General features: G+C 45.4%; 13 protein-coding genes. 3 read left to right on the top strand and 10 right to left on the bottom strand.

The features are described 5' to 3' along the window. Positions 1-914: 914 nt before the first annotated feature. The 8 genes from ACO4PX_RS04220 to ACO4PX_RS04185 form a co-directional block, all read right to left on the bottom strand. Complete coding sequence (locus ACO4PX_RS04220) at positions 915-1,820, bottom strand: ABC transporter permease (protein WP_485571637.1); 906 nt, start codon at positions 1,818-1,820, stop codon at positions 915-917. Then, a complete protein-coding gene (locus ACO4PX_RS04215; RefSeq protein WP_485571635.1) occupies positions 1,820-3,007 on the bottom strand; it encodes an ABC transporter permease in 1,188 nt (395 codons plus the stop codon). The genes ACO4PX_RS04220 and ACO4PX_RS04215 overlap by 1 nt, the downstream gene beginning before the upstream one ends. Continuing rightward, the gene (locus tag ACO4PX_RS04210) at positions 2,997-4,538 is read right to left on the bottom strand and encodes an ABC transporter ATP-binding protein (protein WP_485571633.1); all 1,542 of its coding nucleotides are present in this window, start codon (positions 4,536-4,538) and stop codon (positions 2,997-2,999) included. Before ACO4PX_RS04210 ends, ACO4PX_RS04215 begins: the two co-directional genes overlap by 11 nt. Positions 4,539-4,675: 137 nt before the next feature. Then, positions 4,676-5,857 carry a BMP family ABC transporter substrate-binding protein gene (locus tag ACO4PX_RS04205; protein ID WP_308578970.1) on the bottom strand — a complete coding sequence of 394 codons (1,182 nt, stop codon included), beginning with the start codon at positions 5,855-5,857 and terminating at the stop codon, positions 4,676-4,678. After that, positions 5,857-7,173: an amidohydrolase gene (locus ACO4PX_RS04200; RefSeq protein WP_485571631.1), complete on the bottom strand. Its 1,317-nt coding sequence runs from the start codon at positions 7,171-7,173 to the stop codon at positions 5,857-5,859. The genes ACO4PX_RS04205 and ACO4PX_RS04200 overlap by 1 nt, the downstream gene beginning before the upstream one ends. A gap of 239 nt (positions 7,174-7,412) precedes the next feature. Further along, entirely contained in the window at positions 7,413-8,705 is a 1,293-nt protein-coding gene (locus ACO4PX_RS04195; protein WP_485571629.1) for an MFS transporter, read from the bottom strand. A gap of 249 nt (positions 8,706-8,954) precedes the next feature. After that, positions 8,955-9,512, bottom strand: a complete 558-nt coding sequence (locus ACO4PX_RS04190) for a type III toxin-antitoxin system ToxN/AbiQ family toxin (protein ID WP_485571627.1) — start codon at positions 9,510-9,512, stop codon at positions 8,955-8,957. A 250-nt stretch (positions 9,513-9,762) separates the two neighbouring features. After that, positions 9,763-11,793 (bottom strand): leucine-rich repeat domain-containing protein, encoded by a 2,031-nt coding sequence (locus ACO4PX_RS04185; RefSeq protein ID WP_485571625.1) that lies wholly within the window; start codon positions 11,791-11,793, stop codon positions 9,763-9,765. A gap of 145 nt (positions 11,794-11,938) precedes the next feature. Here ACO4PX_RS04185 and ACO4PX_RS04180 point away from each other — a divergent pair, with 145 nt between their 5' ends. Continuing rightward, entirely contained in the window at positions 11,939-12,361 is a 423-nt protein-coding gene (locus tag ACO4PX_RS04180; RefSeq protein WP_007158146.1) for an AzlC family ABC transporter permease, read from the top strand. Continuing rightward, complete coding sequence (locus ACO4PX_RS04175; protein ID WP_007158147.1) at positions 12,358-12,690, top strand: branched-chain amino acid transporter permease; 333 nt, start codon at positions 12,358-12,360, stop codon at positions 12,688-12,690. The genes ACO4PX_RS04180 and ACO4PX_RS04175 overlap by 4 nt, the downstream gene beginning before the upstream one ends. Positions 12,691-12,723: 33 nt before the next feature. On the opposite strand, the gene ACO4PX_RS04170 is transcribed toward ACO4PX_RS04175, so the two are convergent. Together ACO4PX_RS04170 and ACO4PX_RS04165 are read right to left on the bottom strand one after the other, a co-directional pair. Then, the gene (locus tag ACO4PX_RS04170) at positions 12,724-13,305 is read right to left on the bottom strand and encodes a hypothetical protein (protein ID WP_007158148.1); all 582 of its coding nucleotides are present in this window, start codon (positions 13,303-13,305) and stop codon (positions 12,724-12,726) included. Further along, positions 13,281-13,460: a hypothetical protein gene (locus ACO4PX_RS04165; RefSeq protein WP_040649604.1), complete on the bottom strand. Its 180-nt coding sequence runs from the start codon at positions 13,458-13,460 to the stop codon at positions 13,281-13,283. Before ACO4PX_RS04165 ends, ACO4PX_RS04170 begins: the two co-directional genes overlap by 25 nt. Positions 13,461-13,590: 130 nt before the next feature. Here ACO4PX_RS04165 and ACO4PX_RS04160 point away from each other — a divergent pair. Beyond that, a partial coding sequence (locus ACO4PX_RS04160) for a nitrous oxide-stimulated promoter family protein (RefSeq protein WP_472470743.1) occupies positions 13,591-13,807 on the top strand: 217 nt, incomplete at its 3' end.

Here is a 13,807-nt window from a genome sequence, read left to right as displayed (position 1 = left end):
TAATTAATGGAAAAGCGTTATTTTACGTGTATTTGTATGCAAATTTAATGTTTATTCTTGCCTATTTTTCTTCTTTTTCCCCTTGTTTTTGTATATATCCTACAAAAATACTATGGATTTCCTAAAATTTGGCCAAGAAAAAAAGAGAAACTATACAAAAATAGTCTCTCTTTTGATTTTTAAGGCTCGCTCCGAAGCAGTATAGGTATGAAATCGAGCACGCTCCCGCTAACTTCGCCCTGCGAGGGGAAGGGCTATAAGCATTCAGGTGATAAGCTCCAAAGCAGTATGGGTCTGTAATTGGACGCTCACTCTAGCCTCGCCCTGCGAGGGGAAGGACTGTATTCATTGATGAAGCTCGCTCCGATGCAGTATGGGTCTATAATTGGGGGCACGCTCCCGCTAACTTCGCCTTCGTAGCAGTACTAACTTCAAGCTTCGCTTTGCTCGCTTTCAGTAAGTACTGACGGGCTCAGATTGCCCCCTCTTATAGACCCATACTGCAATCGCTTCATTTATTGATTTTTGCAGTCCTTCCCTTCGCCGACTTTCGGTAAGTTTCGATGGGCTCAGATTGCTCTCTTTCATACCTATACTGCTTTGATCGCTTCACCAGATTGATTTCTACAGTCCTTCACTTCGCCGGGTTTCGCAAGTATCGAGCTAAGATTGCCCCTCTTACAGACCCATACTGCATCATTCGCTTCATCTTATTGGTTTCTGCAGTCCTTCCCTTCGCCGGCTTTCGGTAAATACCTGCGGGCTCAGATTGCCCCTCTTATAGACCTACACTGCAATCGCTTCATCTTATTGGTTTCTACAGTTCTTCTCTTCGCGGGTTTTTCGCTAGTATCGGGCTAAGACTCCCCCGCAATCAAATCTAAATTGCCGAAAATTCTTGCTATATTTCAATATTATCTTTTTAATTTCGCCTTACAATAAGCGCAATAGGCTACAACGATACTAAGATAAGGAATTAGCTGTATAAATTGTAGTGGTACTCCGGTATTTTGCAGGTAGTTGGCCATACTCTGACAAAAACCGAAAAGAAGGGAAGCCAGAAATGCCAAATAAGCATTTCCTCCAGCAATGGCCTGAGTAGCCAAAGCAATATAGCCTCGTCCTGCGGTCATCCCTGCGGAAAACAGTCCCACATAGCCCATGGAAAGGAAGGCTCCTGCCATTCCCGTTAAGGCGCCGCTGATGAGAAGTGCTGTCCGCTTCACTCCTTTTACGGAAATCCCCAGGGATTCCGCCGCCTCAGGATTCTCTCCTACCGCAATAATTTCCATTCCCAGACGACTCTTCTTAAAAAGAGTTGCGATGACAAAAACCAGAATCAGACTCGCATAGGTCAGGATATGCTGTCCGGAAAGAATCTTTCCTATAAAGGGAATGTTCTCCACCAAAGGAAGATGCAAAGCCGGAAGCTTTAGGCTGTGTAAAGAGGTAGAGGCTCCCTTTTCCCCGGTAATCAAAAACAGAAGGAAGACGGTTCCTCCGGAAGCCAAAGTGTTTAAGGCAATACCGGAAAGAATGCCGTTGGAATGCAGCTCCAAGATAAAGTAAGACAAAAGCAGGGAAATCAAAAGCCCTATCCCCACCGCCGCCAAAAAGCCCAAAAGCGCACTTTGGCTAAAGGCACTGACAATCACCCCGAAGAAGGCGGCAAAAAGCATGGTCCCCTCTAAGGCAATGTTGCTGACCCCTGCCCGAGAGGCAGTCATGGCGCCCAGGGTGGTAAGGAGTACCGGGGTTGCGGTACGAAGCATGGCAAAGTAAAAGTCTTCCTTTCCCAAAATGGATAGCAGTTCTCCCATTACGCCTCCTCCTTTCCCGGTTCCGGTAGCGTCTTAAGCACTTCTGCTGATTCGGCTTTTGTTGCCGCCGCCCCGGCATCTTGTACCGACTCGGCACTTGCGGCCGCCGGCCTATTCTCTGCCGCCGGCAGGGCTGTATCCGCTGCCGCCAAGGACTCCTTCACTTCTCTTCTATGCTCCCATCCGGAAAGGAAGGCCTCCGCGGTAACAAAGAGAATCAGTAAGGCCTGAATCAAGGCTACCAATTCATTTTGCACATCGGACTTTCTGGACATAATATCCGCACCCACACGGATATAGGCCAGGAAGAGGGCGGAAAAGGGCACCAATGCCGGATTATTACGAGACAGGATAGCAATAATGACGCCGTCCCAGGCATAGGAGGGAGACTCCTGCCAGTTAAAACGCTGATACATGCCCATTTGCTCCACCGCCCCTCCAAGGCCGGCCACCATTCCCGCCAGAACCTGGGTCAGGAGAATCACCTTGGAGGAGGAAATTCCCACCATTTTCGCAAAGGAAGGATTGCTTCCGGAAAGCCGAAGCTCATAGCCGAAGCGGGTTTTGTACAGCAAAATACTGAAAAGTACCGCCAAAAGCAGGGCCAGGAAAAAGCCCAGGTGCAGCTTACTGCCCTTTAGCAAAATCGGCAGTACCGCAGTTTTGGCATATTTTAAGGAAGCAAAGCTTCCCGCCTCCCGATCCGCAAAGTATTTGCTGATGGTAAAGAGTCCCAGATAAAAAAAGACATAGTTTAACATTAAGGAAGTGACCAGCTCATTGGCCTTAAAATACAGCTTCGCCAGAGCAGGCAGGCTTCCGATTATGCCTCCCATCCCTGCCGCCAAAAGTAAAATCACCAAGGGATGCAGGGGGAAGGGCAGGCTTAGGCGGATGGCCAAGGCCGCGGTAAGCACCGCGGAAATATACAGGCAGGCATCTGTAATCATGGAAAAGTTTCCCGATTTAAAACAAAGGCTTAGGGCAAGCCCTGTAAAAATCAGCGGGGTGGCCTGGGCAAAGATGGAAAGAAAATGCCGCATACTGCCAAAGGGGCCTAAGAGCAGATAAGAAATGGCTGTCCAAGGCTCCTTACTGACCAAAAAGATAATCAGCATGGAAATGCCAAGGGAAATCCCCAGTGCCAGAATAAAACGAAAAAGCTGAAATTGTTGTTTACTGCTCATAAGCCTCTCCTATTCTCTCCTGACTGTCTTCCTTAACTCCCAGCATATATAAGCCCAGCTCCTCCTCCGTCAGACTGCCGTCATTGTCCAGATAGCCCACAAATCGTCCCTCATGCATCACAAGGATATGGTCACTTAGGGACAGAAGTTCCGTAAGGTCTGCAGAAATCAAAAGCACCGCCTTCTTATTCTTCCGCATATCCAGGATTTTCTTTCGGATAAAGGCAATGGCCCCCACATCAATTCCTCTGGTGGGCTGATTCAGGATAAACAGATGGGGATTGGCCTCATATTCCCGTCCGAAAATCAGCTTCTGAGCATTTCCGCCGGAAAGGGATTTCACATCCTGCTTGGTATTTTTGTATTTTACGGAAAAGGCCGAAAGAACCTTCTTGGTAAAGGCCTGAATTTTTCCACTGTTCAAAAGTCCGAAGGAAAAAAGCGTCTCCTCCCGATAGCTTCGGGAAATGGCATTTTCCTCCAAGCTAAGCCTGGGCGCGGAGCCATAGAGGAAGCGATCCTCCGACACATAGGAAATTCCCAGGTCCTGTCGCTTCTGTACGGAAAATGCATAAAAGTCCTGGGAAAAGAGCTGTAGCTCTGCCCCCTTTGCTGGAAGCGTTCCCACCAAGACCTGACAAAGCTCATTTTGTCCATTTCCGTCAATACCGGCAATTCCCAAAATTTCTCCCTCGGAAAGAGAGAAGGACAGATTTTGTAAAATCGCCTTTTCCCCCTCTCCCTGCAGGAAAATGTTTTTCCCGGAAAAGACCTTTTTTCCCGGAGAAAATGGCTCTTTCTCGATATCCAGACGAATTTCTCTTCCCACCATCAGTCGGGAAATATCCGCCTCCGACAGGCTTTCCACCCCATAGGTTCCCATGGTCTTTCCGTCCCGGAGAATGGTCATTCTGTCGCAAAGAGCCTTTACTTCCTGCAATTTATGGGAAATAAAGAGGATGGTATGCCCCTTTTCCCGCAAGCTCCGAAGTTGCAGGAAAAGCTCCTCGGTTTCCTGGGGCGTCAGCACCGCTGTGGGCTCGTCCAGAATAAAGATTTCCGCTCCTCTGTAAAGCGCCTTTAAGATTTCCAGCTTCTGTCGCATGGCAATGGAAATGTCGGAAACCTTTTTTTCCGCCTCCACTTGCAGACCGTATTTTTCGGAAAGGGCCTTACATTCCTCCACCGCTTTTTTACGGTCAACAAATAAAGACTTGCCGGTTCCCAGAACCAGATTCTCCGCCACCGTCATGGAAGGAATCTGCATAAAATGCTGATGCACCATGCCGATGCCCTTTTCCATGGCTTCTTTGGAGGAATGAAACTCCACTTCCTCCCCCTTTACCAGTATTTTCCCCTTGGTGGGGGCGATTTCTCCATAGAGCATCTTCATCAATGTGGACTTGCCTGCTCCATTTTCCCCTACTAAAGCATGAATCTCTCCTTTTTCCACGGAGAGATTCACGTCTTCATTGGCCAAAACGCCACCGGGATAGATCTGGTAAAGTCCTCTTCCTGCTATGACTTCCACAGTTCCTCCTGTTAATATTCCTGATTCTATGCTGTAACTGATTCTCCACTTAGCCTTTCTTTAGAAAAGCTTGCAAAGCCTTTGCCAACTCTACGCTCCGAAAAAGCTTGCCGGGCAAGCGAAGATTTTGTCGGGATTTATTCGCCGCTGATAATGCTCTTTAACTTGCTTTCTTCCATACCGTAAGCAGTGTCTACAGTCACCTTGCCGCCAAGGATATCCTGCTTTGCGTCCTCTACCTTCTTCTGTACGTCTTCCGGTACTTCCTTCTTGTAAATGTCATTTTCCGCAATACCGACTACGCCGTCCTTAAGGCCCAGCACCTCCGCCTCACCGAAGGGAAGCTTGTCCTCTGCCGCCTTTTCCACGGAAAGATACAGGCTCTCTCCCACATTTTTGATGGCGGAGGAAATGATGTATTCCTGCTCAGGCTTTCCGGCATAAGCTTCCGCCTGGTCGGAGTCTACCCCGATAACATACTTCTTGCTTTCCGCCGCAGCCTCGATAACCCCTACGCTGGCAGGACCTGCTGCCACGAAAACGGTGTCCGCATTGTTGGCATACTGGGTTAATGCCAGATCCTTTGCTGTAGCGGAATCCACATAGGAGCCTACATAGGAAACCAATACCTTTACCTCAGGATCCATAAACTTTGCGCCCTGAATGTATCCTACTGCAGAGTCATTGATGACCGCAGCGGTATCCTTTGCCCCTACGAAACCGATGATATTGTCTTCATTTGCATAAGGCATGGAAGACTTGGTTACCCCTGCTGCCAAAACACCGGCCAGGAAGGCACCCTCATTTTGCTTATAGCTCATGGAATATACATTGGAAAGGTCTCCCAAAGTATAGTCTACAGCAGTATCGAAAAGGATGTACTTCTTCTCCGGATATTCCTGGGCAATCTTCTCGGTGATTTCCTTCATGTCCCAAAGACCGGTGATAATCAAATCCGCATCGGACTCGGAAGCATCCTGCATAGCCCCTTCAAACTTGGTCTTGTCGTTCCCCATTTCCACCATGGTCACTTCCGCCTTGTCGGAAAGCTCTTCCTGAATCTTCTTCATTCCTGCCTGCGCGGAATCGTTAAAGGCCTTGTCTCCGAAGGAACCGGTAACCAAAAGGGTGACCTTCAGCTTCTTGCCGTTACTTTCCTTATTGCCTTCCGCCTTCTCCTCCTTAGCTGCCGGGGTAGTTCCCTCCTTCGCGGCCTCTGTAGCGGTGGTGGCTTTAGCATTTGCATTGCCTCCGCAAGCTGCCAAAACAGCCATCATTCCTACTGCACTCAATCCTAAAATCCAATTCTTTTTTCTCATTATTCCTTCTCCCTTTCGTAAAATAAACTTGTATGAAGTCTATCCAGCTCTGCCAGATAGTTCTCCTTCTTGAATTTGGGTACAAAGCTCTCTTGGATTCTTTTGGCTTCCGCCCCCTCGTTTTCCAAAAGTCGCATGACCGTATCCACAAAATAGTGGGCGGGAATCTGATAGGCCTCCCTTTCATTTTCCGTGCCGAAGTCCCGGCCATGAATTCGTCCCTTGAAGCCGGAAATGCCGATTTCCACCGTGGGGAAAAGCATGGACAGGTCTCCCATATCCCCGGAGGCTGTGCCGTGGGTTCCCTCCGCAATCCGGCTTTCCGGCATATAGCGAAGAATCTGGCTCCGTACCAGCTCCGTAAGAGCCGGATCCTGCTCCAAGGGAAAATAGCCCGGGGTATTTTGGATTTCCAGGTCGCAGTTTATGGCCAGAGCCGCTCCCCGTAAAGCCCGGTCCACCTTTCTCTCCGTGCTTCGGATAGCCTCCACCGTCTTTCCCCGAATATACATTTCCATCTTGGTTCTGGCAGGAACGGAATTCACCGTCTGTCCCCCCTCGGTTACGATGTAATGCACCCTGATGCAATCCTCCTCCGGAAAGCTTTCCCGAAGGGCATTGATGGCGGAAATCGCTAAAGTCATGGTATGAAGAGCATTTACCCCCAAATGAGGGTTAGCCCCGGCATGAGCCTCCGTGCCCAGGAAGGTGACCTTCTTTTGGCAGAAGCCGTTTAAGGAAGCTCCCACCTCGGCCTGATAGTCCGTGTCGATGAGCCCCATACTGTGGCAGGACAGAAGTGCCGCACAGTCATCGAAAAGTCCCAGGGAAATCATTTCCTGCTTGCCGGAGGAATGGGAAATTTTCCCCTCTCTAATGAGATTTCTTCTATAGTCCATGTCGCAGAATTCTTCCGCAGGAGTGAAGAAGAGCTTCACCTTTCCCGGAAGCTGTTCCATAATACCGGCTTCCTTCAGCGCCAAAAATACGGAAAGCATCACCCCGGTCTGGGCATAGTGACCGCAGGCATGGGCGGCATTTTGGTCGCTTGAGGCATAGGGATGCCCCAGAACCGGCACCGCATCAAACTCCGCAATTAAGCCGATGCAGGGACCTTCCTTTCCGGAATCCAAAGTCGCCATAAGTCCCGTGTAAGCCACCTCGGTAAAGGGAATCTCCGCATCCTTTAAGGCCTCTTCCACCTTTTCTCGGCTCCGAAATTCCTTATAGCCCAGCTCCGGGTTTTTGAAAATGTCTTCCGCCAAGGCGATGGCCTTGGGCAAAATACGTTCCAGTTCTTCATGTACTTTTTGCATAGGATTTCCATCCTTTCTTTAGGGTATTGGCTTGCTGTTGTACTGTCTTGCTGTTGTACTGACTTGCTGTTGTATTATTTTTCTATTTTACTATCTTTATTTATATGCAACCTTGTTTTATATACGGTCTTATTTTACTGTACCGGCTTGCTGTCGCCGTTCCCTGGGCGCAACAGTTTGTTGCAAAAGTAAATATCTTTCGTATTCGTTCTTTGGCTGACTGCTATAGAAAAAGCTCCTTATCGCTTCTCCCGCCTTGCCTTCTTGGTCTCTTGGAGCATTCTTCTGTAGGCAAATATCATAAGAAGCAAGAGGAACATAGAGTAATAGGGAAAGAGCTTCATGCTAAAGCTTCTTCCCAGTACCCCAAAGAGGGGAGGCATAATCAAGGTGCCCACATAGGCTGAGGCCATTTGTGCTCCGATGAGGGCTGAGGAATGCTCCACCCCAAAGTTATAGGGGGTGGAATGAATTACGGAAGGATAAACCGGGGCACAGCCCAGGCCGATGAGAATTAAGGCCGGCAGTACCATAGCCTTACTCCAGGGCGTAAAGAGGAGAAAAATACCGAAGAAGACAATGGTGCTTCCCCCCAGTACCAACTGCTCATCCTTCCATTTCATGGTAAAAAAGCCGGAAAGAAAACGGCCGAAGGTAATCCCAAAGTAATACAAAGCCACAAAGGAAGCCGCCAGATTCTCTTCCATCCCAAGAGCCAGCACCATGAAAGAGCCTGCCCATAAGCCCACGGTCTGCTCCAAGGCACAGTAGGAATAAAAGCTCGCCATACATTCCTTGGCTCCGGGAATGGCAAAAATCTCTTTAAGGCTTAAAGCCTTTTGTTTGGGGACTCCAGATGGAAGAGCTTCTTGCTTTTTAACTTCTTCAGAACAGGATTCCAGCTGAGATTCATTTTGCCGGAACTCATTTTGCTGAGAATCTTCTTGTTTTGCAGTGCTTGCAGCATTTTCCTTAAGTTCCTCCGGCTTTTTCTTCCATAAAGAAAGACTGCAAAAAAGGGCAATAGCCAGAGCAAATTGAATCAGAGAAACAATCAGGTACCCCCTGCTCCAAGGCTCTCCCTTTTGTAAAACAAAGCCCATAATATAAGGACCTACGGAGGCTCCCAAGCCCCACATACAATGTAGCCAGCTCATGTGTCTGCTGGAATAGTGCAGAGCCACATAGTGATTTAAGGCCGCATCCACAGAACCTGCTCCCAAACCGTAAGGAATGGCAAAGAGGCAGAGCATAAGGAAGCTGTGGCTAATGGAAAAACCAAATAAGGCAATAGCGGTTAAAAGCACCGAAATTGCCGTAATTTTCCCGGTTCCAAAGCGACGATTCAATTTTTCACTGTTTAAGCTGGAGAGAATGGTTCCTCCGCAAATAATCATAAAAACTGTTCCCGAATAGGATACGGGAACAGCAAATTCCTGATACATGATCGGCCAGGCCGAGCCCAGCAAAGCATCCGGCAGTCCCAGACTGATAAATGCCAGATAAATCATGAGCAACAGTATAGAAAACATCTTCTCTCCCCCTTAAATACAATACCGCTCAAGAATACTCTGAAAAGAAGTTCTATGCAATAAATTTTAGGGAAAGTTATGATTTGAAAGCGATGATTTGAAAATGATGGTTTAGCCGCTTACTTTTTGCTCGGATTTCCTATAGTAGTCCAGAAACTCTTCATCTGTCATTTGCCTCCCCCTTTCATCGCAAAAAAGAGAAGCAAAATATTATTCCACTTACTTGATTATGCATAAGTAATTTATATTTTACTTCCAGTCCATCATTGCTTTTTCTAACTCTGAAAAATTACAATTTGCTCTTCTGATAGTTCCTGTTTCCTTTTGCTTCTGATATAATTTTTCTACCTTTTTCATAACCTTTGTTTTTATCTTAAGGCAAAAAGCATATTCTTTTTCAAATAAGTCTTTGTATCTGATGTCATCAAGCTTATCAAACTCAATTCTTTCATAACAACCCTTCGGTACAGGTATCATTTTCTTAATATCCAATATAGACAATATGTGCATTTTTTCTTCATCAGAGTAATCTTTGTATATATCTCCATTTATAGTAATGTTATTATCAATTACTTCATAAATCAAAAAATGCTCATCAGAAACATTCTTCCATCTTTTGTGCTTTTCCTTTGCAGAAGATATTGGAATAAAATAATTATAGTTTTCTATTCCAACAATAATTCCAACAAATGGTTTAATACTGTTTCTATACGATGGGTTGTAATAAACTTCTGAATCTATTTGATTTAGATATTCAAGATAATCAGGATTTATAGCGTAAAATCCATATTTAATCGCTTCTGCCATTGTCTTCTCCTAAAAAAACAGAGAGGTTTTATCCTCTCTGTTCGCTTTAATGCTTCACCTTTGGGATATAGGTAGTGAGACACCTTCTTTAATGCTCCACCTTTAACGGTAGCGGGACACCCTTTTTATTTACCGGAAGTATAACAAATATTTTTAGAAATGTCAAATTGGTAAATCTCCTAAGATAATATCACAATTTATGAAATGCACCAATATACAGTACTTCAACTTAGTCATTTCAGTCCGCTATTTAGTCTAAACTTGGAACAATTTCTATACTGTCCAGTAAAATCTCCATATTCACTACAGGATTTCCGGAGAGTTTTACTTTCTTTAAGTTCGGAAAATTCCGGAGGACGGAGATATCAGAGATGTAATTTTCCGAAATATCCAACTCCTCAAGAGTTGTAAGCCCCTCTATACAATCCAGGTTCTCCAGTGTATTTCCGGCAATGTACAGCCTTTTCAGAGCCTTAAAATGGGAGAGATAGGCCTTTGCGTTGGGATAGAAGTTCCTTGTTTCATTATCCAAATTTTGGATTCTCGCAAGAGAAAGATTTAAGACCTGAACCGTATAATCGTCCTCCAGTTTGCTCAGATAAAGGGGAAGAAGAGGCTTGTCCGCCGTAATACTATCATCTTCGAGCAGAAAATACATTTCCTTTACGCCGAGATTGGAAAGAGAACTGCTGTAGTCTTGGTAACTGTCCATGGGAGTTCCGCGGAAAGTAACTTTTTGTAGGGAAGGAAGCTCCCGTAAAGCCGGCCCTAAAGAAGGCAGTACCTCTCCTATAATGCCGTTTCCGACAATCACTAAATCACTTAGGCTATTCATACCGCGTAGGAAGTCTCCCTCATATTCCTGTGCACTATTATGGATAGTCAAACTCTTAAGAGATGGCATACCCGCGATTTTATCCAAGTCATTGCAATAAACCTCTGCATTTTCCAAAGCGGATAAGCCGTGTAAATCCGGAATCTCATAATTATGGTAAGCAAAGCCCAAAGTCTGTAAAGAAGTAAGGCTCGACAGAGCATCGGCATTTTTCAGATTACTACAGTCCAGGTAAAGGCTGTTTAAAGAACTTATATTTCTCAGCCCGTCCAATGAAAGAATCGGAAGACTGACGAGATGGAGCGACTTCAGCTTCGGCATATTTTGCGCGAACTGTAGATCTTTAAAATTCGGAATGTTGGAAATTCCCAGATTCTCAATCTGAGGCATACCGGATAGAACACTAAGATTTCCTACAGACTGCGAATAGGGTCCGTTTATAAATAAGCTCTTACAATTGCGTAAAGAGGAGAGTGGAGAAAGGTCCAATGGCTCATCTCTACCACTTTCTATTCTTAAAGCTAAGTGTTCCAGATTCGGAAAATAGCTGAGTACACTGATTCCCGGCTCGAAATCCGAGTCTACCGATACGGAGAGTTCTCTTAAAGAAGAGAAAGACTTGTAAATATCTGCAATATCTTTCGTTTTCGAATAATCATAACTGTAGGACGGCTCATCGCGGAACGTAACGCCGGAAAGACCGATGATTTTCTCGGGATTCAGAAGTGTTCTTTCCATTTCGCTAAAAGTAGCGTATTCTGTAGAAAAAAATTGCAGATTGGAAAGACAACGAAGATCATTGGCATTGTCATCATCATAGGAATAGCGAAAACCGGAGCCGAGGGAAAGAGAAATTAAACCGGTGAAAGGCTGTATATCCTCTTCGTCAAGATAATCCGCTCCGGGAAGATAGACGGTATGTTCCTCGACCGGCTTTCCGGAATCGTCCACCGAAGTGGAGTAAGAGAAAAACCATTTATCCACACCGTCAGAAAGATCCTTCTTCTTGATGATAGCAAGGTACTGTAAAGAAGCATAGTCCTTCGCCGTAATTTTTGACAAGGGCTTGGAAAAGGCCTTTTCAGAAAAGCTTTTCATCACATCCGCTTTCGGAGTCGTTCGGTAGCTTTCCTTATTGCTGACAATTCCGGGAGAACGATAACGAAGAAGGGGAAGGATACTTACAAACAGAAAAGCAGTGGAAAGAATGCCGAGAATGACAACAACCGCAATTACATTAAGCAACTTAGAGTTATTATGTACGGTGGCATCGGGCTTATTGTAATTCACTTCCTTTATATTAAAATTCTGAGTAATGTTCGGCTTATACGGCTCGATGTATACCTTGGTATTACAAAACTTACAGGTGACAAAGCCTTCTTTTAATCCATCAGGTATATCAAGCTGGCCATGGCAATTGGGGCACTCTATTTTAGTGACAGTCATAGTTGATCCTCTTTACCTTTTTGTATTGATTTTATTAAAAACGTCCACCTAAGTTTACAATATTAACAGGAACATATTCAAGGGTAAGGAGACAGATAGGCTGAACTTTTATCTACTCCTATACAGACTATTTCCATTTTGTCTTATGCTTCATGAACAGCAAAAAAAGGCGCTAAAGGCCGCCTTCCCTCATACCGTTCCCAACTTAACCGGCTTTTTATTTCTGGGCTTTGCCTATGGCATCTATATGCATAGCGCCGGTCTTTCCGTGGTCTATACCTTCTTTATGGCCTCTTTAATCTACGGAGGTTCCTTAGAGCTCTTGGCTGTGGGATTTCTGCTGGGTCCATTTGCTCCTTTGGAAACGCTTTTTCTGGCTATAATGATTCAGCTTCGCCATCTGTTCTACGGTATTGCCATGCTGGGACTGGGGGTATCCATCCTGTCCTTAGTTATTTTTAAAGCAGAGCATTTCATCCTACCTGCCATGCTGGGAATCTTAGGCATTTTCCTCCTGGCAAAGCCTAAGCTGGAACAGCAATTTATGGAAGCGAATGCAAGCTTATGACTGTATGGCAACGCATCATTATCATAGCGCTTTGTATTCTGGGCACCATGCTGACCCGCTTTTTGCCCTTTATCTTATTTCAAAAAAATACCCCTAAAACAGTGCAATATCTGGGAAAGGCTCTGCCTCCCGCAAGCTTTGCTCTGCTTTTGGTGTATTGTCTTCGTAATGTTCAGTTATTTAGCGGAAACCAAGGACTACCGGAGTTTCTTTCTCTTGGACTAACCATCCTGATGCATTGTTGGAAGCGGAATATGCTGCTTTCCATCTTCTCCGGCACCGTCCTGTATATGCTGTTTCAACAGGGGATTTTGGCTTTGCCGTTTTAACGGCCTAGGAATTGTCAGAACAGCTATGCGTCTTTAAAGATAGCGATTATCGATTGCTCTACTCATGTAAGCGCCTTTTTTGAAAAATCCGCCTTCCTTTAAGCCCCAAGCGATTGCCGAGCAGGCAAGCTCTTCTTTAGCATTCATTTTCGCACTTAGAGAGGTGAGAACTATCCCTTGGGGGAACAGCTGTGCACTCAGGTATTCATACAGCCTATCTGCCTCTCCCTTTTCCACCAGCTTCGTAAGATAAGTAGGATTGGTATCCCACCATTCAGATGCCTTACAGAAGGATGCACTGGCACGCATTTCTCCAGTAGAGAGCTTCTCTGCGCAAAGCGCACGCAAATTTTCTAGCTGTGCCTCCTCTATCACACCATTTGTAATCGAATAAGCATAGTACGCACAAGCCAGACCTTCATCTTCAGCTTCCTTTAAAAGGTAAAGATTCGAAATGCCCCTTTTCTTGTATTTCTTCCACTTTGCGGCAATATCATGAAATACCTTTCCACTATAACGATCAGAGCTTCCCTGCTCTAAGGCTTCTTCCAATGCAGGAAGATCCACCTCTTTCTTTTCCCAATCATCAATCAAATTATACTGTAGCTCTGCCATCCTCTTCCTCCTAATCTTAAAGTAAAGCACAAGACAAATCCTTTACTTTTCATTGTATTTCGAAAATCATAAATTACAAGAGAAAAGCCACTATATTTGTTCTCTGCGTCAAGTAAGCCTTTTGCCAAAACCTCCAATAGTGCTACAATATCCATTAGAGTAATCTCCTTTGCATAGTTTTTTAGTCGAAACCATTGTATCAAAGTGTTAATGATTACTCTCTTTTTATTCCTTTAGCAACTGACAAAATCTTTACTCTATTGGCAAAGAAAGGGAATGCGCTTTATGAATTCAGAGCAGATTGAAAAGAAGAGACAGGGTGAAATCCGTTTGATCTCGGAGATGATTTCTCTATACTGCAAGAAGAAGCACGGTGGATCCGGGGCACTTTGCGAAGAATGTAAGGCGCTTTCGGACTATGCCATATCGAGGATTGCCCGTTGTCCTTTTATGGAAAAAAAGAGTTTCTGCAGTTATTGCCCGGTACACTGCTATTCGCCGG

It is taken from the genome of Oribacterium sp. (assembly GCF_057249185.1).
The sequence above is the reverse complement of the archived record's forward strand: the minus strand, read 5'-3'. Positions and strand labels throughout refer to the sequence as shown.

Bases quoted from the DNA above. Each gene is read 5' to 3' on its own strand.
- ACO4PX_RS04190 (WP_485571627.1), bottom strand. From the start codon at position 9,512: ATGGCAGAAGCGATTAAATATGGATTTTACGCTATAAATCCTGATTAT.
- ACO4PX_RS04185 (WP_485571625.1), bottom strand. From the start codon at position 11,793: ATGACTGTCACTAAAATAGAGTGCCCCAATTGCCATGGCCAGCTTGAT.
- ACO4PX_RS04200 (WP_485571631.1), bottom strand. From the start codon at position 7,173: ATGCAAAAAGTACATGAAGAACTGGAACGTATTTTGCCCAAGGCCATC.
- ACO4PX_RS04175 (WP_007158147.1), top strand. From the start codon at position 12,358: ATGACTGTATGGCAACGCATCATTATCATAGCGCTTTGTATTCTGGGC.
- ACO4PX_RS04220 (WP_485571637.1), bottom strand. From the start codon at position 1,820: ATGGGAGAACTGCTATCCATTTTGGGAAAGGAAGACTTTTACTTTGCC.
- ACO4PX_RS04205 (WP_308578970.1), bottom strand. From the start codon at position 5,857: ATGAGAAAAAAGAATTGGATTTTAGGATTGAGTGCAGTAGGAATGATG.
- ACO4PX_RS04195 (WP_485571629.1), bottom strand. From the start codon at position 8,705: ATGTTTTCTATACTGTTGCTCATGATTTATCTGGCATTTATCAGTCTG.
- ACO4PX_RS04180 (WP_007158146.1), top strand. From the start codon at position 11,939: ATGCTTCATGAACAGCAAAAAAAGGCGCTAAAGGCCGCCTTCCCTCAT.
- ACO4PX_RS04170 (WP_007158148.1), bottom strand. From the start codon at position 13,305: ATGGCAGAGCTACAGTATAATTTGATTGATGATTGGGAAAAGAAAGAG.
- ACO4PX_RS04215 (WP_485571635.1), bottom strand. From the start codon at position 3,007: ATGAGCAGTAAACAACAATTTCAGCTTTTTCGTTTTATTCTGGCACTG.
- ACO4PX_RS04165 (WP_040649604.1), bottom strand. From the start codon at position 13,460: ATGGATATTGTAGCACTATTGGAGGTTTTGGCAAAAGGCTTACTTGAC.